The sequence below is a fragment of the Brevundimonas sp. EYE_349 genome (genome assembly GCF_023147505.1).
Lineage (GTDB): Bacteria > Pseudomonadota > Alphaproteobacteria > Caulobacterales > Caulobacteraceae > Brevundimonas.
The window spans coordinates 275,272-299,622 of the sequence record NZ_JAHXPB010000005.1 but is presented as its reverse complement, the minus strand read 5'-3'; the positions used below and the strand labels follow the sequence as shown (position 1 = coordinate 299,622).

Annotated in this window: 20 protein-coding genes; 11 read left to right on the top strand and 9 right to left on the bottom strand. The window is 67.4% G+C overall.

Annotated elements, in window-relative coordinates:
- Positions 1 to 1,104: OmpA family protein (locus KZX42_RS11605; RefSeq protein WP_248119488.1), on the top strand; the 1,104-nt coding region annotated here is incomplete at its 5' end.
- Between the two features lie 418 nt (positions 1,105 to 1,522).
- On the opposite strand, the gene KZX42_RS11600 is transcribed toward KZX42_RS11605, so the two are convergent.
- Positions 1,523 to 2,197, bottom strand: a complete 675-nt coding sequence (locus tag KZX42_RS11600; protein WP_248119487.1) for an OmpA family protein — start codon at positions 2,195 to 2,197, stop codon at positions 1,523 to 1,525.
- Between the two features lie 224 nt (positions 2,198 to 2,421).
- On the opposite strand from KZX42_RS11600, the gene KZX42_RS11595 reads away from it, so the two are divergent.
- Positions 2,422 to 3,333, top strand: a complete 912-nt coding sequence (locus KZX42_RS11595; RefSeq protein WP_248119499.1) for a 2-oxoglutarate and iron-dependent oxygenase domain-containing protein — start codon at positions 2,422 to 2,424, stop codon at positions 3,331 to 3,333.
- Positions 3,334 to 3,337: 4 nt separating this feature from the next.
- Here KZX42_RS11595 and KZX42_RS11590 read toward each other — a convergent pair whose 3' ends face one another.
- The 6 genes from KZX42_RS11590 to KZX42_RS11565 all read right to left on the bottom strand — a co-directional run bounded on the left by KZX42_RS11590 (position 3,338) and on the right by KZX42_RS11565 (position 10,572).
- A complete protein-coding gene (locus KZX42_RS11590) occupies positions 3,338 to 5,281 on the bottom strand; it encodes a TadE/TadG family type IV pilus assembly protein (protein ID WP_248119486.1) in 1,944 nt (647 codons plus the stop codon).
- Between the two features lie 107 nt (positions 5,282 to 5,388).
- Positions 5,389 to 7,287 carry a M2 family metallopeptidase gene (locus KZX42_RS11585; RefSeq protein WP_248119485.1) on the bottom strand — a complete coding sequence of 633 codons (1,899 nt, stop codon included), beginning with the start codon at positions 7,285 to 7,287 and terminating at the stop codon, positions 5,389 to 5,391.
- 64 nt (positions 7,288 to 7,351) lie between these two features.
- Positions 7,352 to 8,050, bottom strand: a complete 699-nt coding sequence (mtgA, locus tag KZX42_RS11580; RefSeq protein WP_248119484.1) for a monofunctional biosynthetic peptidoglycan transglycosylase — start codon at positions 8,048 to 8,050, stop codon at positions 7,352 to 7,354.
- Positions 8,050 to 9,015, bottom strand: coding sequence for a WD40 repeat domain-containing protein (locus KZX42_RS11575; protein WP_248119483.1), 966 nt, complete (start codon positions 9,013 to 9,015; stop codon positions 8,050 to 8,052). The genes mtgA and KZX42_RS11575 overlap by 1 nt, the downstream gene beginning before the upstream one ends.
- 90 nt (positions 9,016 to 9,105) lie before the next feature.
- Positions 9,106 to 10,044 carry a pirin family protein gene (locus KZX42_RS11570; RefSeq protein WP_248119482.1) on the bottom strand — a complete coding sequence of 313 codons (939 nt, stop codon included), beginning with the start codon at positions 10,042 to 10,044 and terminating at the stop codon, positions 9,106 to 9,108.
- 39 nt (positions 10,045 to 10,083) lie between these two features.
- Positions 10,084 to 10,572, bottom strand: coding sequence for an Lrp/AsnC family transcriptional regulator (locus KZX42_RS11565; protein WP_248119481.1), 489 nt, complete (start codon positions 10,570 to 10,572; stop codon positions 10,084 to 10,086).
- 149 nt (positions 10,573 to 10,721) lie between these two features.
- Here KZX42_RS11565 and KZX42_RS11560 point away from each other — a divergent pair, with 149 nt between their 5' ends.
- The 4 genes from KZX42_RS11560 to lpdA all read left to right on the top strand — a co-directional run bounded on the left by KZX42_RS11560 (position 10,722) and on the right by lpdA (position 16,630).
- Complete coding sequence (locus KZX42_RS11560; protein WP_248119480.1) at positions 10,722 to 11,969, top strand: 3-methyl-2-oxobutanoate dehydrogenase (2-methylpropanoyl-transferring) subunit alpha; 1,248 nt, start codon at positions 10,722 to 10,724, stop codon at positions 11,967 to 11,969.
- A 59-nt stretch (positions 11,970 to 12,028) separates the two neighbouring features.
- Positions 12,029 to 13,096: an alpha-ketoacid dehydrogenase subunit beta gene (locus tag KZX42_RS11555; RefSeq protein ID WP_348983628.1), complete on the top strand. Its 1,068-nt coding sequence runs from the start codon at positions 12,029 to 12,031 to the stop codon at positions 13,094 to 13,096.
- A 1-nt stretch (position 13,097) separates the two neighbouring features.
- Positions 13,098 to 14,765, top strand: coding sequence for a 2-oxo acid dehydrogenase subunit E2 (locus KZX42_RS11550; RefSeq protein ID WP_248119478.1), 1,668 nt, complete (start codon positions 13,098 to 13,100; stop codon positions 14,763 to 14,765).
- A 467-nt stretch (positions 14,766 to 15,232) separates the two neighbouring features.
- A complete protein-coding gene (lpdA, locus tag KZX42_RS11545; protein WP_248119477.1) occupies positions 15,233 to 16,630 on the top strand; it encodes a dihydrolipoyl dehydrogenase in 1,398 nt (465 codons plus the stop codon).
- Here the strand turns inward: lpdA and KZX42_RS11540 are convergent, their stop codons facing one another.
- Both KZX42_RS11540 and KZX42_RS11535 read right to left on the bottom strand, forming a co-directional pair.
- Complete coding sequence (locus KZX42_RS11540; protein ID WP_248119476.1) at positions 16,631 to 17,428, bottom strand: SDR family oxidoreductase; 798 nt, start codon at positions 17,426 to 17,428, stop codon at positions 16,631 to 16,633.
- Positions 17,429 to 17,435: 7 nt separating this feature from the next.
- On the bottom strand, positions 17,436 to 17,906 hold the full coding sequence (locus tag KZX42_RS11535) for an Rrf2 family transcriptional regulator (RefSeq protein WP_248119475.1): 471 nt from the start codon (positions 17,904 to 17,906) through the stop codon (positions 17,436 to 17,438).
- Between the two features lie 167 nt (positions 17,907 to 18,073).
- Between KZX42_RS11535 and KZX42_RS11530 the strand changes: the two genes are divergently transcribed.
- Genes KZX42_RS11530 through KZX42_RS11510 form a run of 5 tightly spaced genes read left to right on the top strand, consistent with a single transcriptional unit; the run spans position 18,074 to position 24,273 of the window.
- The gene (locus tag KZX42_RS11530) at positions 18,074 to 20,050 is read left to right on the top strand and encodes a potassium transporter Kup (protein WP_248119474.1); all 1,977 of its coding nucleotides are present in this window, start codon (positions 18,074 to 18,076) and stop codon (positions 20,048 to 20,050) included.
- Positions 20,051 to 20,085: 35 nt separating this feature from the next.
- Positions 20,086 to 21,423: an RsmB/NOP family class I SAM-dependent RNA methyltransferase gene (locus KZX42_RS11525; protein WP_248119473.1), complete on the top strand. Its 1,338-nt coding sequence runs from the start codon at positions 20,086 to 20,088 to the stop codon at positions 21,421 to 21,423.
- Positions 21,424 to 21,470: 47 nt separating this feature from the next.
- On the top strand, positions 21,471 to 22,136 hold the full coding sequence (gene rpe, locus KZX42_RS11520) for a ribulose-phosphate 3-epimerase (RefSeq protein ID WP_248119472.1): 666 nt from the start codon (positions 21,471 to 21,473) through the stop codon (positions 22,134 to 22,136).
- Positions 22,133 to 23,950, top strand: a complete 1,818-nt coding sequence (locus tag KZX42_RS11515; RefSeq protein WP_248119471.1) for a heparinase II/III family protein — start codon at positions 22,133 to 22,135, stop codon at positions 23,948 to 23,950. The genes rpe and KZX42_RS11515 overlap by 4 nt, the downstream gene beginning before the upstream one ends.
- A gap of 44 nt (positions 23,951 to 23,994) precedes the next feature.
- Positions 23,995 to 24,273 carry a hypothetical protein gene (locus KZX42_RS11510; protein WP_248119470.1) on the top strand — a complete coding sequence of 93 codons (279 nt, stop codon included), beginning with the start codon at positions 23,995 to 23,997 and terminating at the stop codon, positions 24,271 to 24,273.
- Positions 24,274 to 24,351: the final 78 nt, after the last annotated feature.

Here is a 24,351-nt window from a genome sequence, read left to right as displayed (position 1 = left end):
GGCGCCGCATCGGCGGAACCCAATGGTTGGTACGGCGCCATCGACGCCGGTTATCACACCATGGACGACATCACGGCCGAGTCGTCCACCACCGGCGCAAGCTGGAAGTATGAAGTGAACAACGGCTGGGCCGCCTTTGCGCGCCTGGGCTATCGCTTCAACCCCAACTGGCGTGTCGAGCTCGAAGGCGGTTACCGCTCGGGCGACATCGGCAAGATCCGCGCCGTTTCCGGCACGCAAGGTCTGTGCAACCTGACCCCGGCGACGGGCGGCTGCTTCTCGCCGGAAGGCGACATCGAGTCCGCCACCCTGATGGCCAACGTCATCTATGACTTCGGCTACGAAGCCTGGGGCATCCGTCCGTTCGTGGGTCTGGGCGCCGGTGTGAACCGCGTCAACGTCGACACCATCGGCGCTCTGCGCGCCAACCGTTCGGCCGCCTTCGCCATCGACGACACCTCGACCAAGTTCGCCGCTCAGGCGATCGCCGGTCTGGCCTGGGCGATCGGCGACCGCGCCAACATCGACCTGACCTACCGCTATCTGACGGGCGACGCCTCGTGGGATTCGACCACGGCCGGCACGGGCGTGGGCGCCACGCAGTTCGGCACCTGGGACGGCGACTACGATCAGTCGCACACGGTGACCCTGGGTCTGCGCTACAGCTTCGGTGCGGAAGACGCGCCGCCGCCGCCGCCTCCCCCGCCCCCGCCGCCTCCCCCGCCGCCTCCGCCCCCGCCGCCCCCGCCGCCAGTCGCTCAGACCCCGACGCCTCGCCAGTTCGTCGTCTACTTCGACTGGGATCGTTCGGACCTGACGGCGGAAGCCCGTTCGGTGGTGACGCAGGCCGCCAACTACGCCAAGTCGGGTCGTCCGACGCGCGTTCTGGTCGTCGGCTACACCGACACCTCGGGTTCGGCCGCCTATAACCTGGGTCTGTCCAACCGTCGTTCGCGCACCGTCGCGGACGCCCTGGTGGCTCAAGGCGTCAACGGCGGCGTGATCGCCCTGGACGGCAAGGGCGAAACCAACCTGGCCAAGCCCACCGCCGACGGCGTGCGTGAACCGCTCAACCGCCGCGCGACCATCGACATCAACTTCTAAGACCCAACGGAAAGCCGGTCTGGATATCCAGACCGGCGTTCCAGTGGATCAGATGTCGAATGACTTTGACGCCGTCTCCGAAAGGAGGCGGCGTTTCTGTTTGCGTAAAAGGGTCAGTCTCTGACGTTTACGGACAGCAGCATGGTCGTCGCGCTGGCCAACTATCGGGTGAGGACAGCTTCGCCGATGGCGATCACGACGGTCGCTGTCAAAAGGGCGCAGACCACCGCGATGGCGGCCAGCTTCAGGCTTTGCCCGAAATCCCAGTCGTCCGGCGTCACGGCGTCGCTCCTGTGGACATGGCGACTGGCCTAACCGTGATGTTCGACATCGTGCAAGCGCGAGCTGAGGATATGGATGCAAAAAAGGGCGACGTCGTGCGACGTCGCCCTGCTCGTGTTGTGAAGGCGCGTGGTGATCAGCCGGTGAACGGGCGGATCAGGATCTCCACCCGGCGGTTCATCGCCTTGCCTTCCGGTGTGGCGTTGGACGCCACCGGGTTGCGCGAACTGTTGCCGGCGACATAGAGGCGTTGGGCCAGAACGCCGTTGCGCACCAGTTCCGAGGCGACGCTGCTGGCGCGACGCTCCGAGAGGGGCTGGTTGATCGCGTCGCCACCCGAGGAATCGGTGTTGCCGATCACATCGACGGTCGACTGGTCATACTGTTGCAGCACGCGGGCCACGTCCTGCAGCACTGGCAGAAAGCGCGGGTCGATGGACGACTGATTGGTGGCGAAGGTCACGTCTGACGGCATGCGCAGGACCAGGGTGTCGCCCTGACGCGCGACGCCGACGCCGGAGCCCGACAGCTGAGATTCCATGGCGCGTTGCTGGCGATCCATATACTGGCCGACGGCCGCACCGCCCAGAGCGCCGACGCCGGCGCCGATGAGGGCGTTCTTGCGGCCCTGTTCGCCGTTCGAAGTGTTGGTCAGGTAGCCGAGCAGCGCGCCGCCCAACGCGCCGGCGATGGCGCCGGTGCCGGTGTTGTTGCGCACGGGGCCGGATTGATAGGGGTCGGTCGTGGTGCAGGCGGCGGCGCCCAGCAGGGCGGCGATGGAGACGCTGGCGACGATGAATTTGGCGCGCATGGACGGGTCCTCTTCGTGTTTGCGATCTGGCGCGGAAACGTATGCTTACTGTGAAGGTTCCAACCTGTATGCCGGATGAACGGTCGTCGCTCCGCCGTTCCGCGAACTGACAATCGCCGGGATTAGGCGTAAGGGAGGCCGCACACCTCATAGACCGAAGGACGACGCCCGTGAGCGCGACCCAAGACACCCGCCCGCAGGACCGCGCCATCACGCCGGTCTCGATGAAACAGCATGACGCCGATTTCCAGGCGTTCAGCGACGCCCTGGGCGCCTCCTTCACGCGCTACGGTTTCGCCGTGATCGCCGACCACGGCCTGGACGAGGGGCGCATCGCCGCCGCCATCGACGACGCCAAGGCCTTCTTCGCCCTGCCGGAAGAGATCAAGCGCCAGTATCATCAGCCCGGCACGGGCGGGGCGCGCGGCCTGACGCCGTTCGGGGTCGAGGCGGCCAAGGACGCCAAGACGGTCGACCTCAAGGAATTCTGGCACGTCGGCCGCGAACTGCCCGAGGGACATCCCTACCGTCGCTACATGCGAGACAATGTCTGGCCGACCGAGGTCGAGGGTTTCCGCGAGCATCTGTACGGCATGTTCGAGGATCTGGATGCGCTGGGCGCCAAGATCCTGCGCGCCATCGCCCGCTATCTGAAGCTGGGCGACGACTTTTTCGCCGACAAGGTGGAAATGGGCAACAGCGTCCTGCGGATGCTGCATTACCCGCCGGTGCCCGCCGATGCGCCCGGCGTGCGGGCCGGCGCCCATGAGGACATCAATGTCATCACCCTGCTGTTGGGAGCCGAAGAAGCCGGGCTTCAGCTGAAGGACAAGGACGGAAGCTGGCTGGACATCGCCCCGCCGCCCGGCGCCCTGGTCGTCAACATCGGCGACATGCTGCAGCGGTTGACCAACCACGTCCTGCCGTCGACGACGCACCGCGTAGTCAATCCGGCGCCGGAACGCCGCGGTTTCGCGCGCTACTCGACGCCCTTCTTCCTGCACTTCAACCCGGACTTTCCGATCAAGACGCTGCCCAGCGCCATCACGCCGGACAACCCCGATCGTTATGCCGGCAAGACCATCCTGGCAGAGGACTATCTGACCGAACGGCTGCGGGAAATCCGCCTGCTCTGACGGATCATCGCGAGATCCTGAGCCGGGTGATGTCGCGGCCGATGGCCTGGAAGTTGCTGGACAGGTCCGCCCCCGACTGCGGCAGGAACGCCTTGTCCTTGTCTGTGGCGCAGGTGCTCAGGATCCGCGCCGCGTCGCTGCCCTGTGTGATGGAGAAGCCGACGGTGTAGACGATCACGCCCTTGGCCTTGATGCTGTCGCACAGTCTGGCCGCCTGGTCGAACGGATCGCCGTTGGTCGCGTCGCAGGCGATCTTGTCGTAATAGTTGCCGGAACCTGATCCGGCGTCCCGTGCGACCACGCCGCCGCAATAGGGGGTGTTGAACTCGCCGTCGGTCATCAGGATCACGGCCTTCAGCACCTTGGTCGGCGCATAGGCGGCGGCCGTGTTGGATGGCCACAGCCGATTGAACTGATCGGAAACCGCATACCAGCCCCAGGCCAGGCCGATCTGGCCCGCAGTCGATCCCGTGACCGACAGACCGTTCACCAGGTTGGTCAGGGTGTTGATGTTGGACGTCAGCGGCTGGATCGTGGCTGTCGGGCATGGGTTGCCCTGCGATTGAGGCGACGACCTCTTCATCGCCGGATAGTTGCGTCCGACATAGGTTCCGGCGCCCGGCGCTGCGTCGGAGTAGGCCGCCGAACCTGTTCGTTCACTGACGCAGGCGGTGTTGTCGAACCGGGTCAGGCGATTGTACTGCGCGTCGCGGAACACGCGGCTGGCGCAGCCGTCGCGGCCGCATTGCACCGCGCCGTCGCTCGCATAGTCGGCATAGGCCGCGCCGCCCACGGGCAGGACGAAGGTGTCGTTGGTCGGTCGCTCATACACTTCATAGAGGCCGCCGTTCGTGGTGTTCAGCGCCGTCATGCCGCGGACATCGGAGATCGCCACGCCCTCGCCCTCCGACAGACCGTGGTTGCGCGAGGTGACGGTCACGAAACAGTCGGACCGCGTGCATTTGCGGATCTGTCCGCCGTAGCTGTAGCTGCTGAAACCGTTCCCGCTGGTGGTGTTCAGCGTGTACCAGGCGCCGTTGGACTGGTATTGCAGCGACACGCGGTTGGCGTCGACGCGGACGATCCGGTAGATTCGGTCGTTGATCTGGGTCATGCCATTGACGCCGCTGATCCAGACATAGTCATTGGACGCTAGGTTATGCCCATTCGCGGTGACGACGCCGGGTGAGGCGCGGGTGATGTTGCTGATCGATTGACTTGGCGCGGCGGCCCAGGCGGCGCCCGTGATGGCGGTGTCGCTGATCTCCGCGCCGCGCGCGCCGTCAGCCCAGGAGCCCAGATTGACGCCGATCGAGTAGGGCACGATGGCCATGCGCGAATAGTAGGGCGTCTGCTTTTCGGCCGGTTGCACCACAAGTTTGATCAGCTGGTTGGCGGCGTTCTTCAGATCGCGGATGCGGCTGCCGCCCATCGAGCCGGTGATGTCCAGCACCAAGGACACCTCGATGTCCTTGGACGAGCGGTTGACCTCCGAGTGGACGCTGACCGGCAGGGTGTCGTCCATCAGCTTGCCGTAGGGCGGCAGGACGATATTGGCCACCAGGGTCTTCACCTGCACCCGCATGTCCGCCACGACCACCTGGTTCTCGGTCAGCACGATCTTGATGTCGCTGTCGGCGAAAGGTTCGACAGAGGAACCGCGCAGATTGGCCCTAAGGGCGACCAGGGCCACTTTCTGAAGGTTTTCGGAGTCCGTGTAGGACGACCGCGCGGCCGCCAGGGTCGCCGCGTCCAGGGCGTCCTGCACCCGCGCCTTGACCGTGGTGATGCGGTTCAGGTCGATCCCGCCCAGGGTGATCATGAGCAGGGCCGGCATGACCAGGGCGAAGATCATCACGACATTGCCGCCGCGATCCGAGGCCAGGCGCGACGCCAGGAAGTAAAGGCCGCGCAGCGCTCGACGGATCAGTGTGGAAGCGTTCGCCAAGATCATCCCCGTGGGCGCCTACGGCCGCATGACCGCCCGATTAGCCGGCAGTCTGGCGCCGGGCGGTTAAGGGAAGGCTCATGGGGAAGGGTTAACCTGGTCTGTACTCAGGCGGCGCTCCACCCGCATTGGTGGCCGCGGTTCTGCTGCTCAAGCCAGACGTTCAGCGGGGCGAAATAGTCGGCGATGGCCGAGGCGTCGTTGCCGTCGTCGCCGGTGAAGGCCTTCATCGCCTCCTGCCAAGGACGCGACTGTCCCATCTGCAGCATGGCGTTGAAACGCGCGCCCACCTCCTTGTTCCCATAGACCGAACAGCGGTGCAGCGGCCCGGTCCATCCGGCCTGCTTGCAGGCGGCGCGCTGGAACTGGAACTGGTAGATGGCCGCCAGGAAGTAGCGGGTATAGGGCGTATTGCCGGGCACATGATATTTGGCGCCCGGATCGAAGGCGTTGGCCGGGCGCGGGCCGGGCGGGATAAGGCCCTGATATTGCAGCATGTCGGCGGTCCAGGCGGCGTTGTAGGCGGCCGGCGCCGTCTGGCCCGAAAACACGTCCCAGCGCCAGCGATCGACCATCAGGCCGAACGGCAGGAAGGCGATCTTGTCCAGCGCCATCTTCAGCAGGAAGGGAATGTCCTCCTCGGCGCCCGGCGTGGTCTTCAAAAGGCCGATCTGGTTCAGATAGGTGGGGGTCAGGGCCGACAGGCCGACGAAGTCGCCGATGGCCTCGTGGAAGCCGTCGTTGGCGCCGTTCCTGAACAGCATCGGCTGGTTCTTGTAGGCCCGCTGGTAGTAGTTGTGACCCAGTTCGTGGTGAACGGTGTAGAAGTCGTCGCCGTTGACGTTGGTGCACATCTTGATGCGGATGTCGTCGGCGTTGTCCAGGTCCCAGGCCGAGGCGTGGCAGACGACCTCGCGGTCAAGCGGCCGCGTGATCTGGCTGCGTTCCCAGAACGTCTGGGGCAGCGGATCGAGGCCCAGCGACACGTAGAAGCCCTCACCCGTCCTGACCATCTTGGTCGCGTCGTAATCGGCCGCCTTCAGCAGTTGGGTCAGGTCGTAACTGGAGGCGCCGCCCGACGCCGGGGCGACTACATCATAGATGTTGCCCCACTGCTGGGACCACATATTTCCCAACAGGTCGGCGCGGATCGGGCCGTGATCGGGTTGGACCGCATCGCCGTATCTGGCGTTCAGCCGGGCGCGCACATAACAGTGCAGGTTCTCGTAGAACGGCTTGACCTGCGCCCACAGCCGATCGGTCTCGGCGGCGAAATCATCGGCGGGCATGTCATAGCCCGAGCGCCACAGGGCGCCGGTGTCGGCGAAGCCCAGTTCGCGCGAGCCTTCGTTGGCGATCTCGACCATCCGGGCGTAGTCGTCGCGCATGACCGGCGAAATGGTGCGCCAGCCTTCGTAAAGGGCCTTGGTCTCCTCCGGGTCGCGGCTGTCGGCCAGGATCAGCGAGGCCTCGTCCAGGGTGATCTTGCGGCCCTTGAAGTCGAACTTGCCGGTCGAATAGGTGGAGTCCAGCCGCGTGGTCAGCTGCGCCAGCTCATCGGCCGCGCCCGGCCGGTTCGGCGCCGGCAGCACCAGCCCCAGCCGCAGCAGGTCCAGCTTGCGCCGCACGACCGGATCGACCTGGACGGCGTTGAACCTGGCGGCCTGATTGGCCATCCGCACCTGAAGCTCGGTCGCCTCGGCGTTGGCCTTGGACTCCAGCCACATGGTGTCGAAGGTGATGTTGGTGGCGCGCGCCCATTGGATGCGGGCGACATATTCGCTGGTCGCGGCCCATTGGGTTTCGGCGTCGGCGACGAAGGCGGTCGCGCCCTCGGCGGTGATGGGATAGTCGGCCTTGATCCCCGTGGCGGCCGGCGCCGGCGTGGTGGTGGAGGCGGTCTGTTCGGGCCCCGAGGCGCGCGCTTTGGTTTTGGGTGTGCTGGCGCAGCCGGCGGCGAAGGCGAGGGCGCAGACCGCGACGGCGGTCATCATCTGACGCTTCATCATAGATCTCCTGAACAGCGCGTGCAGGAGAGGGGAGGCGACGGCGCCCGTCAAGCGGGACGGTTCAGCCGCCTCGGCCCACCACGCAGAGGTTCAGGCCCTGGTTCCGCACCGCCCCCATCGCCGCCTGGACGCGCGCGGCCCGCCGGCGGACATAGGGGCCGGGATCGGCCGCCTCGTAGCGGCGGGGGGCGGGCAGGATGGCGGCCAAACGCGCCGCCTCGCGCGGGCTGAGGTCCGCCGCATCCTTGCCGAACCAGTGGCGCGACGCGGCCTGGGCGCCATAGACGCCGGGCGCCCATTCCACCACGTTCAGATAGACCTCCATGATCCGGCGCTTGGACCAGACCGTCTCGATCAGCACGGTGTAGCCTGCCTCCAGACCTTTTCGGACCCAGTCCCGGCCGGGCCACAGGAAGACGTTCTTGGCGGTCTGCTGGCTGATGGTCGATCCGCCCCGGATGCGACCGCCCTCGGCGTTATGGTCCAGCGCCTTCTGGATCGCGTCCATGTCGAAGCCATGGTGGCTGCAGAAACGGGCGTCCTCGGCGGCGATGGCGGCGTTGACCAGATTGGGCGAGATGCGCTTCAGCGCCTGCCACTGATAATCCAGCCCCTCGCCCCGCACGGCCTGGCGCAGCATCAGGATGGTAGGCGGCGGCGGAACGACCGCCGTCGCCAGCACGCTGACGATCGGGAACAGCACCAGGATCGCCAGCACGATCAGCAGCACCCGACGCCCGCGCTTGCGCCCCTTGGCCATCAGAGGATGATCACGCCCGCTTGGCCGTCCTCGTCGGCCCAGGCGACCTTGTCGACGGCGGGGCTCAGCGACAGGGCCACGATGGCCGATCCCTTCTCGGCCTTGACGAAGTTCAGGCCTTGCGCCGCCGGATGGGCGACCCAGACCCGACCGTCCATCAGTCCGGCGGCCAGCAACCCCTGATCGGCGCGGGCAGAGACCAGATTGACCAGGGTCGTGTCGTCATAGCCGATCTCTGTCGCCTCGCGCCCCATCGGCCCGTTCGACCCGACGAAGGGCCACAGCACGGCCCCTTGCGCGCCCGAGGTCGCCATCAGTTGACCATCGCCCAGGAAGGCCATCGAGCGCACCTTGCCCGGATAGCCGCCCATCCGCAGGTTCTTGGCGTCCTTGATGCGCCAGCCGTGCAACTGGTTGTCCTGCATCGTCGTGACGACGAAGGCGCCGTCGGGGGAAAAGGCGACGCCGGTGTGCGACCCGGCCCAGGCCAGTTTCACGGGTTGCTGCTTTTCGATCCGCGCATACCACAGCGCCGCCCCGCCATAGGTCGAGGTGGCGATGCGGCGGCCCTTCGGTTCGAAGGCGACGCCGGAAACGGTGCGCTCGTGCTGGAAGTCGCGACGGAAACCCACCTCGTTGGGGTCGATCACCGACAGGGTGCGGCCGAAGGAAAAGGCGATCAGGCCCGAGGCGGGCGAGGCGTCGATGGCGTCGATCCACTGGTTCCTGGCCGTGGCCAGGACGATGGCGTCCTCGTCACGGCGGGTCCAGACGACCTTGCCGTCATCGCCGCCGGTGACGATCCCGTCGCCGGACGGGTGGACGCAGGCGCACAGAACGGCGCCGTCGTGCGCCTCGACCCGTGTCCGATCCTCGAACCGGACCGAACCGTCGCCGAGGGCGAAGACGGCGCCGGTGTTGTCGAACAGGGCGGCGGTGACCTGGGCGTCGAAATCGAAGTTCATGGCGCAGGCGTTAGCGGGTTGCGAAGGCGGGGGCAAATGAGGCGAAGCGTCCGCCGACATTCTTCCTGCCCGCGCAACGGACGTAGGTCCTCAGACCGGATCGGTCGGCTTGGGTTCCACCGGCGCCGGGGCGGATTGCGCCTTGGCGGGCTCGTCGGGCAGAGGAATGAACTCCAGGTCGTCGGCGTCGGGCAGTTTCATCCGCCCGGCCTGCCAGTCGGCCTTGGCCTGGTCGATGCGGGCCTGGCTGGAGGCGACGAAGTTCCACCAGATCAGCCGCTCGCCCACCGGCTCGCCGCCCAGCACCATGACGGTGGCCTGGGTCAGGGCCTTGACCGTCGGCTCGGCGCTGGACGCCAGCACCACCATTTGACCCTCGTGGAAGGTGCGGTCCCCGACCTCGATCGCGCCCTTGGCGACGTAGAGGGCGCGTTCGCTCATGCCGCCGGCGCCCTTTGCGGGGGGCGGCGCGGTGCGCACGCCGGGCTGAAGCTCCCAGTGGATATAGAACAGCGGCGAGGAGACCGGCGCCTCGGCCTTGGCGCCATAGGCTTCGCCCGCCACCAGCCGCGCGAACAGGCCGCCGTTCTCATAGGTCGGCTGGGCGTCCTCACCCAGGTGAACGAAGGACGGATCGATCTCCTCGGCCTCGGCGGGCAGGGCGACCCAGGCCTGCATGCCGTGCATCGGGCCGCCTCGGCTCTTGGTCAGGGGATCGGTGCGTTCGGAATGGACGATGCCCTTGCCGGCGGTCATCCAGTTCACCTCGCCCGGCCGGATCGCCTGATCGTAGCCGAGGTTGTCGTGGTGCATGATCTGACCCTCGAACAGATAGGTCAGGGTCGACAGGCCGATATGAGGATGAGGCCGCACGTCGATGGCGGTCGCGCCGGCTGCGAACTCGGCCGGTCCCATCTGGTCCAGGAAGATGAAAGGCCCCACCATCCGGCGCGAATGGAAGGGCAGGACGCGCCCGACCTCGAACCCGCCCAGGTCCTTGCGGCGCGCGTCGATCACCAGTTCGATCATGTCTCGGCTCCCACGACGACCCGCGCCGCCTGAGCGACGTTATCCGACGTGAGGCGTGATGATGCCAAGAGGCAGGGCGGTCACATTCTTCACGCCGCGCGTCACGATGTGGCTTTCGCAGTCCGACACGATGCCGAGCGCCAGCAGCTTCTCGCGCAGGAACAGGTCGAAGGCGTGCATGTCCGAGGTGATGATGCGCAGCACATAGTCCTCGCGCCCGGTGATGGTGGCGCACTGCACCACCTCCGGCCATTTGGCCACGGCCGCCTCGAAGACGTTCAGATTGTCCGCCGAGGGCAGCATCAGCTTGACGATGGCGTACACCTCGAAGTCAAGGCCCAGCAGCTTGGCGTTCAGCAGGGTGACCCGCTTGGTGATCAGGCCGGAATCCTCCAGCCGCTTGATCCGCCGCCAACAGGGCGAGGCCGACAATCCGACGCGATCCGCGACCTCGGCGACCGACAGCCCGGCGTCTTGTTGCAGGATATCCAGGATACGGGCGTCGATGGGATCGAGTTCATCCGCCAAGGCGTTTCTCCGATTATGATTATGGCGAAATAAAATACCCGAAATCGGGATTTAGCAAGGTCAATTTGAGCGAGCGCCTGCTTAGGGGCCGTGTTATCAAACGTCCAGAGGAAACACGGACGGACCCCCGAACGGACATGGACGCCCGCATGAACGACAAAATGAACCAAAAGAACAGCCAGCCCCTGTCGCTGCGCGTGCCGGAACCGTCCGGCCGTCCCGGCGATGCGCCCGACTTCGGCCATCTGCAGATCGACCCCGCCGGCGCGGTGGATCGACCCGACGTCGGTTCGACGCCCTATCAGATGCGCGATCTCGCCTTCCGCCTGATTCGGGTGCTGGACGACGAGGGCAATGCCGTCGGCGCCTGGAACCCGCGCCTGGACCCCGAGACGCTGCGTCGCGGCCTGAAGGCCATGATCCTGACCCGCGCCTTCGACGACCGGATGCACCGCGCCCACCGTCAGGGCAAGACCAGCTTCTATATGAAGTGCACGGGCGAAGAGGCGATCGCGGTGGCCCAGGGGATGCTGCTCAGCCGCGAGGACATGGGCTTTCCCACCTATCGCCAGCAGGGGCTTCTGATCGCGCGCGGCTATCCGCTGGTCGAGATGATGAACCAGATCTATTCGAACGCGGCGGACCCGATCAAAGGCCGCCAGCTGCCGATCATGTATTCAGCCAAGGACTACGGCTTCTTCACCATCTCGGGCAATCTGGGCACCCAGGTGCCGCAGGCGGTCGGCTGGGCCATGGCCAGCGCCTACAAGGGCGACGACAAGATCGCCATCAGCTGGATCGGCGACGGCGCCACGGCGGAAGGCGACTTCCACAACGCTCTGACCTTCGCCGCCGTCTATCGCGCGCCGGTCATCCTGAACGTGGTCAATAACCAGTGGGCCATTTCGTCCTTCATGGGCATCGCTGGCGGTCTTGAGACCACCTTCGCCTCCAAGGCCATCGGCTATGGTCTTCCGGCCCTGCGGGTGGACGGCAACGACTTCCTGGCCGTCTGGGCCGCGACCCAGTGGGCCGAGGAGCGCGCCCGCACCAACCAGGGGGCGACGGTGATCGAGCTGTTCACCTATCGCGGCGCCCCACACTCGACCTCTGACGATCCCAGCCGCTATCGCCCCGGCGACGAGCATGAGAAATGGCCGTTGGGCGATCCGCTTGAGCGTCTGCGCCAGCACCTGACCGTCATCGGCGAGTGGGACGACGCGCAACACGCCGAAGCCCTGAAAGACGCCGTCGAACAGGTCCGAGCCGCCGGCAAGGACTCCGAGGCTATCGGCACCCTGGGCCAGTCGCGTCCCAGCGTGAAGACGATGTTCGAAGAGGTCTATGCGACCGAAGACTGGCGGCTGATCGAACAGCGCCGCGAGGTGGGGGTCTGACCATGGCTGAGCAAACCACCTTCACCGAGGCCGACCGCAACGACGGCGTCGAACCCGACATGGTCGATCAGAACGCATCCCCGGCCTCGCAGGCGACAGGGTCCGGCGTCCAGCCGATGAACATGATCCAGGCCCTGAATTCGGCCATCGACGTCAAGATGGCCGAGGACGCCCATGTCCTGTCGTTCGGCGAGGACGCGGGCTATTTCGGCGGCGTCTTCCGCGTCACCGACAAGCTGCAGCAGAAGCACGGCCTGACCCGCAGCTTCGACGCCCCGATCTCGGAATGCGGCATCGTCGCCGCCGCCATCGGCATGGGCGCCTATGGGTTGCGTCCGGTCGTGGAGATCCAGTTCGCCGACTACATCTATCCGGCCTATGACCAGATCGTCTCCGAGGCGGCCAAGATGCGCTACCGCTCGGGCGGTCAGTTCACCTCGCCGATCACGATCCGCAGCCCCTATGGCGGCGGCATCTTCGGCGGCCAGACCCACAGCCAGTCGCCGGAAAGCCTGTTCACCCATATCGCGGGGCTGAAGGTCGTCATTCCGTCCAACCCCTACGACGCCAAGGGCCTGCTGACGGCGGCTATTGAGGACGACGATCCGGTCGTCTTCTTCGAGCCGAAGCGCCTCTACAACGGCCCGTTCGACGGCTGGCACGAGAAGCCGGTCTCGCCTTGGAAGACGCAAGACCTGGCCCAGGTCCCGACCGGAAAACATGTCGAGCCCATCGGCAAGGCCCGCATCATGCGCGAAGGCGCCGACGTCACCATTCTGGCCTATGGCACCATGGTCTGGGTCGCCCTGGCCGGCGCCGAACACGCGGGCGTGGACGCCGAGGTCATCGACCTGCGCACCCTGGTTCCGCTGGACATCGAGACCATCGAAGCCTCGGTGAAGAAGACTGGCCGCTGCGTCATCGTGCACGAGGCGCCCAAGACCTCGGGCTTCGGCGGCGAACTGTCGGCCCTGGTGCAGGAGCGCTGCTTCTATCACCTGGAGGCGCCGATCACGCGCGTCACCGGCTGGGACACGCCCTATCCCCACGCCTTCGAATGGGAATATTTCCCCGGCCCGCAGCGCGTGGCCGACGCCCTGAAAGCCGTCATGTCGGGAGGCCGCTGAGATGGGTCGTTTCGTCTTCAAACTGCCCGACGTGGGCGAAGGCACCGCCGAGGCCGAACTGGTCGGCTGGCACGTCAAGGTCGGCGATACGGTCGCCGAGGACCAGATCGTCGCCGACGTCATGACCGACAAGGCCACCGTCGAGATCACCGCTCCGGTCTCGGGCAAGGTCATCGCCCTGCACGGCGAGCCGGGCCAGATGATCCCCGTGCGCGGCCCTCTGGTCGAGTTCGAGGTCGAGGGGGCGGGCAATGCCGACGACGTCCCCGCCGCAGCCCCTGCGCCGAAACCCGCAGCCGAAGCTGCGCCCCAGCCTGCGCCCCAGCCTGCATCCCAGCCCGCAACCAAGACAGCGCCTGTCGCTCCGCCGCCCGTCTCGGCGGCTGGCGGCAACTACGTCTTCAAACTGCCGGACGTGGGTGAAGGCACGGCCGAGGCGGAGCTGGTCGGCTGGCACGTCAAGGTCGGCGACGCGGTCGAAGAAGACCAGATCATCGCCGACATCATGACCGACAAGGCGACGGTGGAGATCACCTCGCCCGTCGCCGGAACCGTCGCCGCCCTGCATGGCGAAGCGGGTCAGCAGGTGCCCGTCGGCGGCCCGCTGGTGTCGTTCAACGTCGAGGGCCGGGGCAATGTCGCCTCTGCTCCCGCCAGCGTCACGACCTCCCCCGCCGCACCCAAGACGGACGCGTCCGCTCCCGCACCGGTCGCCAAGGTCGCGGGCGCGGCAACAGCGTCGTCCGCCAAGCCTGTCCCGGCCCTGACCGGCCGCGCGCCCGGCGAACGCCCGTCCGCCTCGCCCGCCGTGCGCAACCGCGCGCGCGATCTGGGCGTGGACCTGACCTTCGTCCCCGGCTCCGGCCCGGCGGGACGGATCACCCACGAGGATCTGGACGGCTTCATCGCCGGGGGCGGATCGGTCCCGGCCTCAACCCCGGCCGCCAACGGCTCGACCTACGCCCGGGCCGAAGGGTCCACCGAGGTCCGCATCATCGGCCTGCGCCGCAAGATCGCGGAGAAGATGGCCGAGAGCGTGCGTCGCATTCCCCACATCACCTATGTCGAGGAAATCGACATGACGGCGGTGGAGGAGCTGCGCGTCCACCTGAACGCGACGAAGAAGAAGGACCAGCCCAAGCTGAATGTCCTGCCGTTCATCGCCCGCGCCATCGTGGTCGCCCTGCGCGACCAGCCCCAGATCAACGCCACCTATGACGACGAGGCCGGGGTCCTGACCCAGCACGCCCCGGTCCATCTGGGCATCGCCGCCCAGACGCCGAACGGCCTGATGGTGTCGGTGGTCCGTCACGCCGAGGCGCGCGACCCCTACGATACGGCGCTGGAGATCGCGCGTGTGTCGGGCGCGGCCAAGGACGGCACGGCCAAGCGCGAGGAGCTGTCGGGTTCGACCATCACCATCACCTCTCTGGGCACGTTGGGCGGGGTGGTCCACACCCCGATCATCAACCACCCCGAAGTCGCCATCGTCGGCCCCAACAAGATCGCCGAACGGGTCGTGGTCAAGGATGGTCAGATGGTCGTTCGCAAGATGATGAATCTGTCGTCGTCGTTCGATCACCGGATCGTCGATGGGCATGATGCGGCGGTCTTCGTCCAGCGGATCAAGGGGCTGCTGGAAAACCCGGCGACCTTGTGGATGGGGTGAGTCCGGTGCGTATCGTCGCTCTGGCGTTCTTAGCGGTGTTCGTCGCGGGCCCAGCCTACGCTTGCACCATTGTGGCGATGCCCAGCGGCGACATGGCGCAACTGCAGCAAGAGCGCGACAATGCGATGATCGATGATGCAAACCTGATCTACTTCGGAAGATTGTGGAGTTCTGGCGGCCTTACGAGAGACCGTTACGCGATCCGTGGAGAGCTCACAGTTCGAGGTGGTCGGGCGCCATTTTATGCAAGAACGTCTCCACGCTACGAGACAAGTTGCGGACGAGAACCGACATACTCGCTGGATGGCGCGTCGCGAATTTTGCCTGAGCAGCCCGTTATCGTTGTGGCTAGACGGCATTCTTGGTGGCGAATCGAAATTGTTGAGGTTGCGCGGAGGGACAGCATTCGCGGGCGTCAAATTTACAGTTTGGCGCGATCTCGCGCTGATCGACACTGACCGGATATCATGACCCAGACCCTGAAAACCAAAGTCCTGATCATCGGCGCGGGCACCGGCGGCTATGTCGCGGGCATCCGTTGCGGCCAGTTGGGTCTGGACACTGTCCTGGTCGACGGAGGCGATGGATTGGGTGGCACCTGCCTGAACGTCGGCTGTATTCCGTCCAAGGCCATCATCCATGCGGCGGGCAAGTTCGAGACGGTGGCCAAGGCGGCGGACGGCGGGACGCTGGGCATTACGGCGGCGGCGCCCGCCATCGACCTTAAACAGACGGTCGAGTGGAAGGACGGGATCGTCCGTAAGCTGAACGCCGGCGTCGCGGCTCTGCTGAAGAAGGCCAAGGTCAAGGTCATCAAGGGCTGGGCGAACTTCGAGGACGCCAAGACCTGCGTGGTTAAAACCGACGACGGCGATGTGAAGATCACCGCCGAACACGTCATCCTGGCCACCGGTTCAGAGCCGGTCGAACTGCCCTTCCTTCCCTTCGGCGGCGACGTCATCTCCTCGACCGAGGCGCTGAGCCTGCCCGAGGTTCCCAAGAAGCTGGTCGTGGTCGGCGGCGGCTATATCGGGCTTGAGCTGGGCATCGCCTTTAGGAAGCTGGGCGCCCAGGTGGCCATCGTCGAAATGGCCGACCGCATCCTTCCCCTCTACGACAAGGCCCTGACCGATCCCGTCTCCAAATGGCTGACTAGCCACGGCGTCGAACTCCACCTCGGCGCCCGCGCAGGCGGCTTCGGCAATGGCAGGCTGAACGTCACGACCAAGGACGGCGAACCGCTGCAAATGGACGCCGACAAGGTGCTGGTCACCGTGGGCCGCAAGCCCCGCACCCGGGGTTGGGGGCTGGAGAACATGGGCGTGGCCATGAGCGGTCCGTTCGTGAAGATCGACCAGCGCTGCGCCACCAGCATGAAGAACGTCTGGGCGGTCGGCGACCTGACCGGCGAACCCATGCTGGCGCACAAGGGCTCGGCCCAGGGGGAGGTGGTCGCCGAAATCATCGCCGGTCACGACCGCATCTTCGATCCCGTCACCATCGCCGCCGTCTGTTTCACCGAGCCGGAAATCGTCTCGGCCGGTCTGGGGCCGAACGAGGTCGCGGGCCGCGACGATGTGATCCAGTCCGTCTTCCCGTTCGCCGCCATCGGCCGCGCTCTGGCCATCGAGGCGGGCGAGGACGGCGGGTTCGTCCGGGTCATCGCCAACAAGCGCGATCATCGCATTCTGGGCATCCAGGCGGTGGGTCAGCACGTGTCGGAACTGTCCAACAGCTTCGCCCAGATGCTGGAGATGGGCGCGGTGCTGGAGGATGTGGCCGGGACGATTCACGTCCACCCGACGCTGGGCGAGGCCTTCCACGAGGCCAGCCTGCGCGCCCTCGGGCACGCCATCCACATCTGATCAGATTCGGTCCAGCCGCTTCGCGTGGTTCGCCACCATGCGGAGCGCCAGGCCATCGGGCAGGAAGCGGGCCAGTCCGGCCATGACGTTGTTCATGACGCCGGGAGTGACGCTGGGACGGTTGGCCTCGCAGGCGTCATATCCGATGCGGGCGACGCGGGCGGCGTCCATCCACATCCAGGGCGGATAGGCGGTCGAGACCTGTTCGCGCGATCCGTTGACGTCGTGGAACTCGGTCAGGGTGTAACCGGGGTTCAGCACCGTGATGTGGACGCCGGTCCCCCGCGTTTCCAGATGAAGCCCCTGAGACGCCTTGATCAGGAAGCTCTTGATCGGACCATACAGGGTGTCGCCGCCGGTCGCCGGCATCTGGCCAGCCAGGGAGGCCACGTTCAGCACCCGACCGAAGCCGCGTTGGATCATGGCGGGCAGCAGCAGGCGCGACAGTTCGACCGGCGCGCCCAGCATGACCTGGATCATGGCGCGGTGGGCGCCTAGGTCCGTGTCCATAAAGCCGGTGACGCGGCTGAAGCCCGCATTGTTGACCAGGCCGTCGACGGTGAGGCCGAGTGCGGCGATGGCCCCGACGAGGCGTTCTGGGGCTGCGGGATCGGACAGGTCTTCGGGGATCACGGTCGCGGCGACGCCGTGGGCGGTGGTCAGTTCATCCGCCAGGGCCAGCAGCGGCGCCTCGCGACGCGCGGTCAGGATCAGGTTCCAGCCTTCGGCCGCATAGACCCGCGCCAGGGCCGCGCCGATGCCGGCCGAGGCGCCGGTGATCAGAACGGCGCCGCTCACAGCACGGTCAGGCCGCGACGGGGCAGGACGTGTGGGGCGCAAACGCCGCCAGCGACGCAGGATTCTCGGCCAGCAGATCGGCGATGGTGATCTTGGACAGGGCCTCGGTCGCGGCCTCGTCGGCGGCGGTCAGGGCCTTGGCCACCTGGCGCGGGATGTGTTCGCTGATCGGGCAGCCCTTGGCCCCGGCGGGCGGCGAGCCGATGTGGGCGCAGCCGTTCACCGCCTTCAGCACCTCGTCCAGGCGGATGTCCTCGGGCTGGCGCAGCAGCCAGGAACCGCCAGTGGCGCCCGGCCGGGTGGCGATCAGCCCGGCCTTGGCCAACAGGGCGGTCACGCGGCGCACCACGACGGGATTGGTCGGAATGGACGAGGCCAGCACGCCGCTGGGGGCGGCCTGCGCAGGCCCATAGGCGCCCTTGTGGGCCATATAGGCCAAGGCGTGGGCGGCGACGGGGAAGCGCTGGCTGTCTGACATGGTTTTGTTCCTGGGGTGAAAATAGGCGCTCGCGCCTCGAATCACAAATCGGTCGCGGAACGGCGAAACCGAATCCTGCCGGGCGCGATTGAAGACCGCGCGGAATGAGCCTAAAGGCTCGCCGCTTTGAAGGGACCGACAGGGCGTCGGCGCCCCGGAGGATACCAATGGCCGGGGATACTCCCCACGACGCGAGCGCTCCCTCGCCCGCGTCGCACACGCCGGAAACGTCCACCCCCGCCACGGGCCCGGAATCCCATGTTCCGGGCGGTCAAATCGCCAAGCACGGCGGGATGTGGGCGCTGACGCTAGGCGCGATCGGCGTGGTGTTCGGCGACATCGGCACGAGCCCGCTTTACGCGCTTCGTGAAGCCATCGGCCACGCCCAGCGCGGCGTCGGCGGCGACCTGGCCATCGTCGGCGTCGTGTCGCTGGCGTTCTGGGCGCTGATGGTCGTGGTGACGTTCAAATACGTCTTCTTCCTGATGCGCGCGGACAACAAGGGCGAGGGCGGCACCCTGTCCCTGATGGCCCTGGCCCAGTTCGCGGTCGGTCGGCGCAGCGCGTGGATCTTCATCCTGGGCGTCTGCGGCGCGGCGCTGTTCTATGGCGACGGCATCATCACGCCGGCCATTTCGGTGCTGTCGGCGGTCGAGGGGCTGCAGGACGCGCCGGGCCTGTCGGGCAAGCTGGACCCCTTCATCGTGCCGATCTCGGCCGGCATCCTGATCGCCCTGTTCCTGGTCCAGTCGCGCGGCACGGCCCGACTGGCCAAATATTTCGGGCCGATCACGGCGGTCTGGTTCCTCAGCCTTGGGGCCCTGGGTCTGGTCCACATCTTCGACGACATCACCATCCTGCGCGCCCTGTCGCCCTATTACGGCGTCAGCCTGCTGCTGCATGACGGCTTCCTGGGCTTCATCATTCTGGGCAGCGTTTTTCTGGCGGTGACGGGGGCCGAGGCTCTTTATGCGGACATGGGACACTTCGGAAAGGCGCCGATCCGCATGGGCTGGCTGGCCTTTGTCCTGCCCTGCCTGACGCTGAACTATCTGGGCCAGGGGGCCCTGATTCTGGACAATCCCGCCGCCGCTCAGAATCCGTTCTGGAACATGGTGCCCCAGGTCGCCTATTGGCCCATGCTGATCCTGGCGACCGCCGCCACGGTCATCGCGTCCCAGGCCGTCATCACCGGCGCCTTCTCGGTGACGCAACAGGCGGTGCAGCTGGGTCTTCTGCCCCGCATCGACATCAAGAACACCTCCGAGACCCAGGCCGGCCAGATCTTCGTGCCGGCGGTCAACACCTTCCTGATGGTCGGGGTTCTGGTGCTGCTGGTGGTGTTCCAGAGCTCGCATAATCTGACGGCCGCCTATGGCGTCGCGGTGACCGGCACCATGCTGGTCAATACGCTGATGGCCTATTCCGTCATCCGCAAGGGCTGGAAGTGGCCGATGTGGGCGGTGGCCGGAACCCTGATCCCGTTCGCCTTCATCGACAGCGTCTTCCTGACCTCCAACCTGCTGAAGATCCCCGACGGCGCCTGGATGCCGCTGGTGCTGGGCGCCCTTCTGGTCGTGGTCATGTGGACCTGGGTCCGCGGCACCCAGATTCTGACGGCCAAGACGCGCAAGGACAGCCTGCCCCTGACCGACCTGATCGAGATGCTGCAGGCCCGCCCCCCGCATCGTGCGCCCGGCATGGCCATCTTCCTGACCTCGGACCCGGACGTCGCTCCCGTCGCGCTGATGCACAATCTCAAGCACAACAAGGTGCTGCACGAGAAGAACGTGATCCTGACGGTGCGCACCTCCGAACGACCGCGCGTCAAGGAGGCCGACCGTGTGCGGATGGAGCCGATCAACGACGACTTCAAGAAGGTCACCGTGACCTATGGCTTCATGGAGACGCCCAATGTGCCGCGCGCCCTGGGTCTGTGCCGCAAGAAGGGGCTGAAGTTCGATATCATGTCGACCAGCTTCTTCCTGGGTCGGCGCTCGCTGATCCCCTCGGCGCGTCAGGGCATGCCGTTGTGGCAGGATCGGCTGTTCATCTTCCTGATGCGCAACGCCGCCAATCCGACCGACTTCTTCCACATACCGCCCGGCCGCGTGGTCGAACTGGGCGCGCAGGTGGCGGTATGAGGCCGGGCCAGAATTCAGAAGCGCGCGGACGTCGCATGGCGACAAAGGGCAAGCCCCGCCTCGCCTCGACGGCGGACGCCGCCGCGCCGTCGCAGGACGACATCGGCGTCGAGGCCCGCGTCGTCGCCGGCATCCTGCTGAACGCGGCGCTGGAGAAACGCAACGGCCTGGACGAGGCCCTGTCCCAGCCGCCCGCCCGCGCCCTGGCGCCGGTGGACCGCGCCTTCGCCCGCGCCGTGGCCATGGCCGCCCTGCGCCGCCTGGGCGAGATCGACCAGATCCTGGATCGCCGTTTGCAGAAGTCGCCGCCCGAGGCGGTGCGCACCCTGATGCGCATCGCCCTGGCCCAGACCCTGGTGCTGGAGACCCCCGCCTTCGCCGCCGTCTCGACGGCCGTGAAACTGGCCGAACGCGATCCGAAGACTCGGCCCTACAAGAATCTGGTCAATGCGGTGCTGCGCGGCGTCGGCCGCGACGGCCCCGGCCTGACGACCGCCGAGAGCAATCTGCCCGACTGGATCGCGGCGCGCTGGAAGGCGGCCTATGGGGAGACGGCCCTGGTCGGGCTGGCGCTGGCCGCCCGCGAGGAGCCGGCGACCGACCTCAGCCTGAAACCCGGCGTCGATCCCGCCGCTGTCGCCGCCGCAGTGGACGGCGAAGCCCTGGCCGGCGGCACGGTCCGCACCGGCCGTCGCGGCGATGTGGCGACCTGGCCCGGCTTCGACGACGGCGACTGGTGGGTTCAGGACGCCGCCGCGGCGGCGCCCGCCCGCCTGCTGGACGTGAAGGCGGGCGAAACCGCGCTGGACATGTGCGCCGCGCCGGGCGGCAAGACCCTGCAACTGGCCGCCGCCGGCGCCTCGGTCGTGGCGCTTGACCGCTCGGCCGCCCGCCTGAAGCGCCTGAAGCAAAACCTGGAGCGCACCGGCCTGACCGCTGAGGTCGTCGCCGTCCCGGCCGAGGACTGGGCGGACGTCCGCACCTTCGACGCGGTTCTGCTGGATGCCCCCTGCACCGCCACCGGCACCTTCCGTCGCAACCCCGAAGTCCTGCGCGCCACCCGTCCGGCCGAGATCGCCAAACTGGCCGACGTCCAGCACCGCCTGCTCGACGCAGCCGCCGCGCGGGTCAAGCCGGGCGGTCGACTGGTCTATTGCACCTGCTCGCTGGAGCGCGAGGAGGGCGAGACCCAGATCATCGCCTTCCTGCGCCGCAACCCCGCCTTCCGCACCACACCTGCGGACCCCGCCGCCCTCGGCGCCCCGCCCGAGGCCCTGACCCCCGAAGGCTGGCTTCGCATCCTGCCTTCCATGTGGGCGGAAAAGGGCGGCCTTGACGGCTTCTTTGCGGCCAGGCTCGAGCGGGTTTCCTGAGCGGCGACGCCTTGCTCCCGCCCGCAACCCGTCCTATCCCGAGGGCCATGGCCGTTACCCCCCTGATCTGTCCGTCCATCCTCGCCAGCGACTTTTCGCGGTTGGGCGAAGAAGTCCGTGCGCTGGAGGCGGCGGGCGCCGACTGGATTCATGTGGATGTGATGGACGGGCATTTCGTGCCCAACATCACCCTGGGGCCGGACATCGTGAAGGCGATCCGGCCGCATACGAGCCTGCCGTTCGACGTGCACCTGATGGTCGCGCCGGTCGATCCATGGCTGGAGGCGTTTCGCGACGCCGGGGCCGATATCCTGACGGTTCACCCCGAAAGCGGGCCGCATCTGCACCGCACCCTGGGCCGCATCCGTCAGTTGGGGGCCAAGGCCGGGGTGGTGTTCAATCCGGCGACGCCGCTGTCGATCTTGGAAGAGGTGGTTGATCTGGTCGATCTGGTGCTGATCATGTCGGTCAATCCGGGCTTCGGCGGACAGAAATTCATCGACAGTTCGCTGCGCAAGATCGCCGGGGCGCGCGCCATTCTGGATCGGGCCGGATCGTCGGCGCATCTGCAGGTGGACGGGGGCGTCACCTCGGCCAACGCAGGGGCCTGTGTCGCCGCCGGGGCCGACGCCCTGGTCGCAGGCTCATTCGTGTTCAAGGGCGACTATGCGGCCAATATCGCCGCCCTGAAGGCCGCGCCGGAACGCGCATGAGCCCGCTCGGTCCCTTCGCCCCGCGCGGTCAGGACGCCGGTCTGGATGTGGCGTCCGGCCAGATTCCGGGTCTGCCCGGCGCGCCCGTCAGGACGCCGGTGCGCGCCGGCGACACGACGGCCGGCCCCGGCCTGTGGCCCGCCATCGCCGGGCGGTTGGCGACGCGCCAACTGTGGATCGAGCTTTACGGCCTGCCGGGCTATGGGCTGACGCTGAGGGGGCGCAAGGTCAGCGCCTTCGCCGCCACGCCGCGCGACTTCCGCCCGCACGACCCCGCGCCGGGCCGCAATGTGCTGGCCGGGCGGTTCATGCTGGCTGGCGCCGCCATGGAGGTGGAGGCGTCGGGCGATCCGTGGAATCGGCCCAGCCCGTCCCGGCCGTTCGCGGTCGAACTGCACGCCTTCGCCTGGCTGCCGGCCCTGATGGCCCAAGGGGATCGCGGCGCGCGCGAGGCCCTGCGCCTGACCCTGGCCTGGGCCAACGCTTTCGCTCGCTGGTCGCCCTTCGCCTGGGGGCCGGAAATCCTGGCGCGCCGGGTCGTCAATCTGGCCTGCGCGGCGCGGCGGATGGGGGCGGTCGCGACCGAGACGGAACGGCTGGCCCTGGCTGACAGTCTGGCGCGCCAGACCCGACAACTGCTGCGTCCGCCGGGCGGACTGGCCAGCCGGGCGGAGCGGCTGACGGCGGCGGCCATAGGCGGCTGCGTCTTGGCCGGGCCGGCGGGGCAGGGCTTGCGTCGTCGCGCCCTGGCGTCGTTGGACGGCGCGCTCAGGACCACGGTCCAGGACGACGGCGGCCATGCCTCGCGCAGCCCCGAGGCCGGGTTGGAGCTGTTGCTGGACCTGCTGACGCTGGACGACGCCCTGTCGCAGCTATCCGAGCCGACGCCCGAAGGCGTTTCCGCCGCCATCGCCCGCCTGACTAAGGGATTGCGCGTCCTGACCCTGCCCGACGGCCGGCTGGCCAGCTTCCAGGGCGGGGGCGCCTCCAACGCCGAACGGGTCGCCGCCGCTCGCGCCCATGACGAGGATGCCGAGGCCCTGTCCGTCGGAAAGGTCGCCGGCCTGACACGCATCGCCAGCCCGCTGTTGACGGTGGTCGCCGACACGGCTGCGCCGGCGCATGGCGCCTGGGGCGCAGCGGCCTGCGCCCAACCTTTGGCGCTGGAGATCGCCTGCGGCAGAGATCGGTTGTTCACCGGCTCGGGCTGGACCCCGGCCGCCACCGACCGCCAGGCCCTGCGCCTGACCCCGGCCCATTCGACCCTGACCCTGGGCGAGCGGTCGTTGAACGAGCCGCTGGGCGGATGGAAGGGCGACCTGTTGGGTCCCCGGCTTGTCGGCCCGCCGATCCACGTCACGGCCGACCGTCGCGAAGGCGACGGCGCCGTCTGGCTGGAGATGGAGCACGACGGTTGGACCGAGCTGTTCGGCCTCAATCATCAGCGTCGGCTTTATCTGGACCAGCGGCTCGACGAACTGCGCGCCGAGGAGCGGCTGTTCCCGACGCCGGGCCGCAAGGAGATGGTGCGCCAGATCGCGGCCCCCTACGCCATCCGCTTCCATCTGGAGCCGGGGGTGCAGGCCTCGCTGGCGCGCGACCGCCGCTCGATCCTGCTGCGCGGCGCCTCGGGCCGGGGCTGGTGGTTCAGGACCGACGGCCCCGACGTGGCCATCGAACCCAGCGTCCACATCGACGCCGGACTGACGCGACGCAGCCTGCAGATCGTGGTGCGTGGCTCGGCTCGCACCGACAGCGAAACCAAGATCCGCTGGAAACTGAGTCCCGCCGGCGCGAGCGGCGATCCGGCGTGACACGCGCCGGGATCAGGATCGGCGTGCTTTTGGCGGCGTCGATAATGATCTCGTCTTGCGCCACACGTGGTCAGGTTTTCGACCGCGACCGCAGCGAGAAGTTCGTCATTGGCCAGACGACGCCCGCGGAAGCCATCGCCGCCCTCGGCGAGCCGAGTTTCGACTATCTGCGGCCGGACGGTCTGAGGGTCGTTCGATGGGAGTATCAGCGGCTGCGAGGCTTGGCTATCACCCGCTATGTGATCGGAGCCAACTTCGGGGCCGACGGAAGACTGAACTATCTGCACAATCCCAAGCGGCCCGAAGTCGTCGATCCGTTCTGATGTGAGGTCCTGGATGACGCATGGGGCCAGCGGTGCTAGAGGGCGCGCCATCCTCCCCAGCCTTCCACGGACGCCGCC

What these genes read in the sequence shown, in the direction of transcription:
- KZX42_RS11595 (WP_248119499.1), top strand. Translation starts at nt 2,422, where the DNA reads ATGAAACAGCATGACGCCGATTTCCAGGCGTTCAGCGACGCCCTGGGC.
- KZX42_RS11550 (WP_248119478.1), top strand. Translation starts at nt 13,098, where the DNA reads ATGGGTCGTTTCGTCTTCAAACTGCCCGACGTGGGCGAAGGCACCGCC.
- rpe (WP_248119472.1), top strand. Translation starts at nt 21,471, where the DNA reads ATGGCCGTTACCCCCCTGATCTGTCCGTCCATCCTCGCCAGCGACTTT.
- KZX42_RS11570 (WP_248119482.1), bottom strand. Translation starts at nt 10,044, where the DNA reads ATGATCGAACTGGTGATCGACGCGCGCCGCAAGGACCTGGGCGGGTTC.
- KZX42_RS11530 (WP_248119474.1), top strand. Translation starts at nt 18,074, where the DNA reads ATGGCCGGGGATACTCCCCACGACGCGAGCGCTCCCTCGCCCGCGTCG.
- KZX42_RS11515 (WP_248119471.1), top strand. Translation starts at nt 22,133, where the DNA reads ATGAGCCCGCTCGGTCCCTTCGCCCCGCGCGGTCAGGACGCCGGTCTG.
- KZX42_RS11535 (WP_248119475.1), bottom strand. Translation starts at nt 17,906, where the DNA reads ATGTCAGACAGCCAGCGCTTCCCCGTCGCCGCCCACGCCTTGGCCTAT.
- KZX42_RS11585 (WP_248119485.1), bottom strand. Translation starts at nt 7,287, where the DNA reads ATGAAGCGTCAGATGATGACCGCCGTCGCGGTCTGCGCCCTCGCCTTC.
- lpdA (WP_248119477.1), top strand. Translation starts at nt 15,233, where the DNA reads ATGACCCAGACCCTGAAAACCAAAGTCCTGATCATCGGCGCGGGCACC.
- KZX42_RS11555 (WP_348983628.1), top strand. Translation starts at nt 12,029, where the DNA reads ATGGTCGATCAGAACGCATCCCCGGCCTCGCAGGCGACAGGGTCCGGC.
- KZX42_RS11600 (WP_248119487.1), bottom strand. Translation starts at nt 2,197, where the DNA reads ATGCGCGCCAAATTCATCGTCGCCAGCGTCTCCATCGCCGCCCTGCTG.
- KZX42_RS11575 (WP_248119483.1), bottom strand. Translation starts at nt 9,015, where the DNA reads ATGAACTTCGATTTCGACGCCCAGGTCACCGCCGCCCTGTTCGACAAC.
- KZX42_RS11525 (WP_248119473.1), top strand. Translation starts at nt 20,086, where the DNA reads ATGGCGACAAAGGGCAAGCCCCGCCTCGCCTCGACGGCGGACGCCGCC.
- mtgA (WP_248119484.1), bottom strand. Translation starts at nt 8,050, where the DNA reads ATGGCCAAGGGGCGCAAGCGCGGGCGTCGGGTGCTGCTGATCGTGCTG.
- KZX42_RS11560 (WP_248119480.1), top strand. Translation starts at nt 10,722, where the DNA reads ATGAACGACAAAATGAACCAAAAGAACAGCCAGCCCCTGTCGCTGCGC.
- KZX42_RS11510 (WP_248119470.1), top strand. Translation starts at nt 23,995, where the DNA reads ATGATCTCGTCTTGCGCCACACGTGGTCAGGTTTTCGACCGCGACCGC.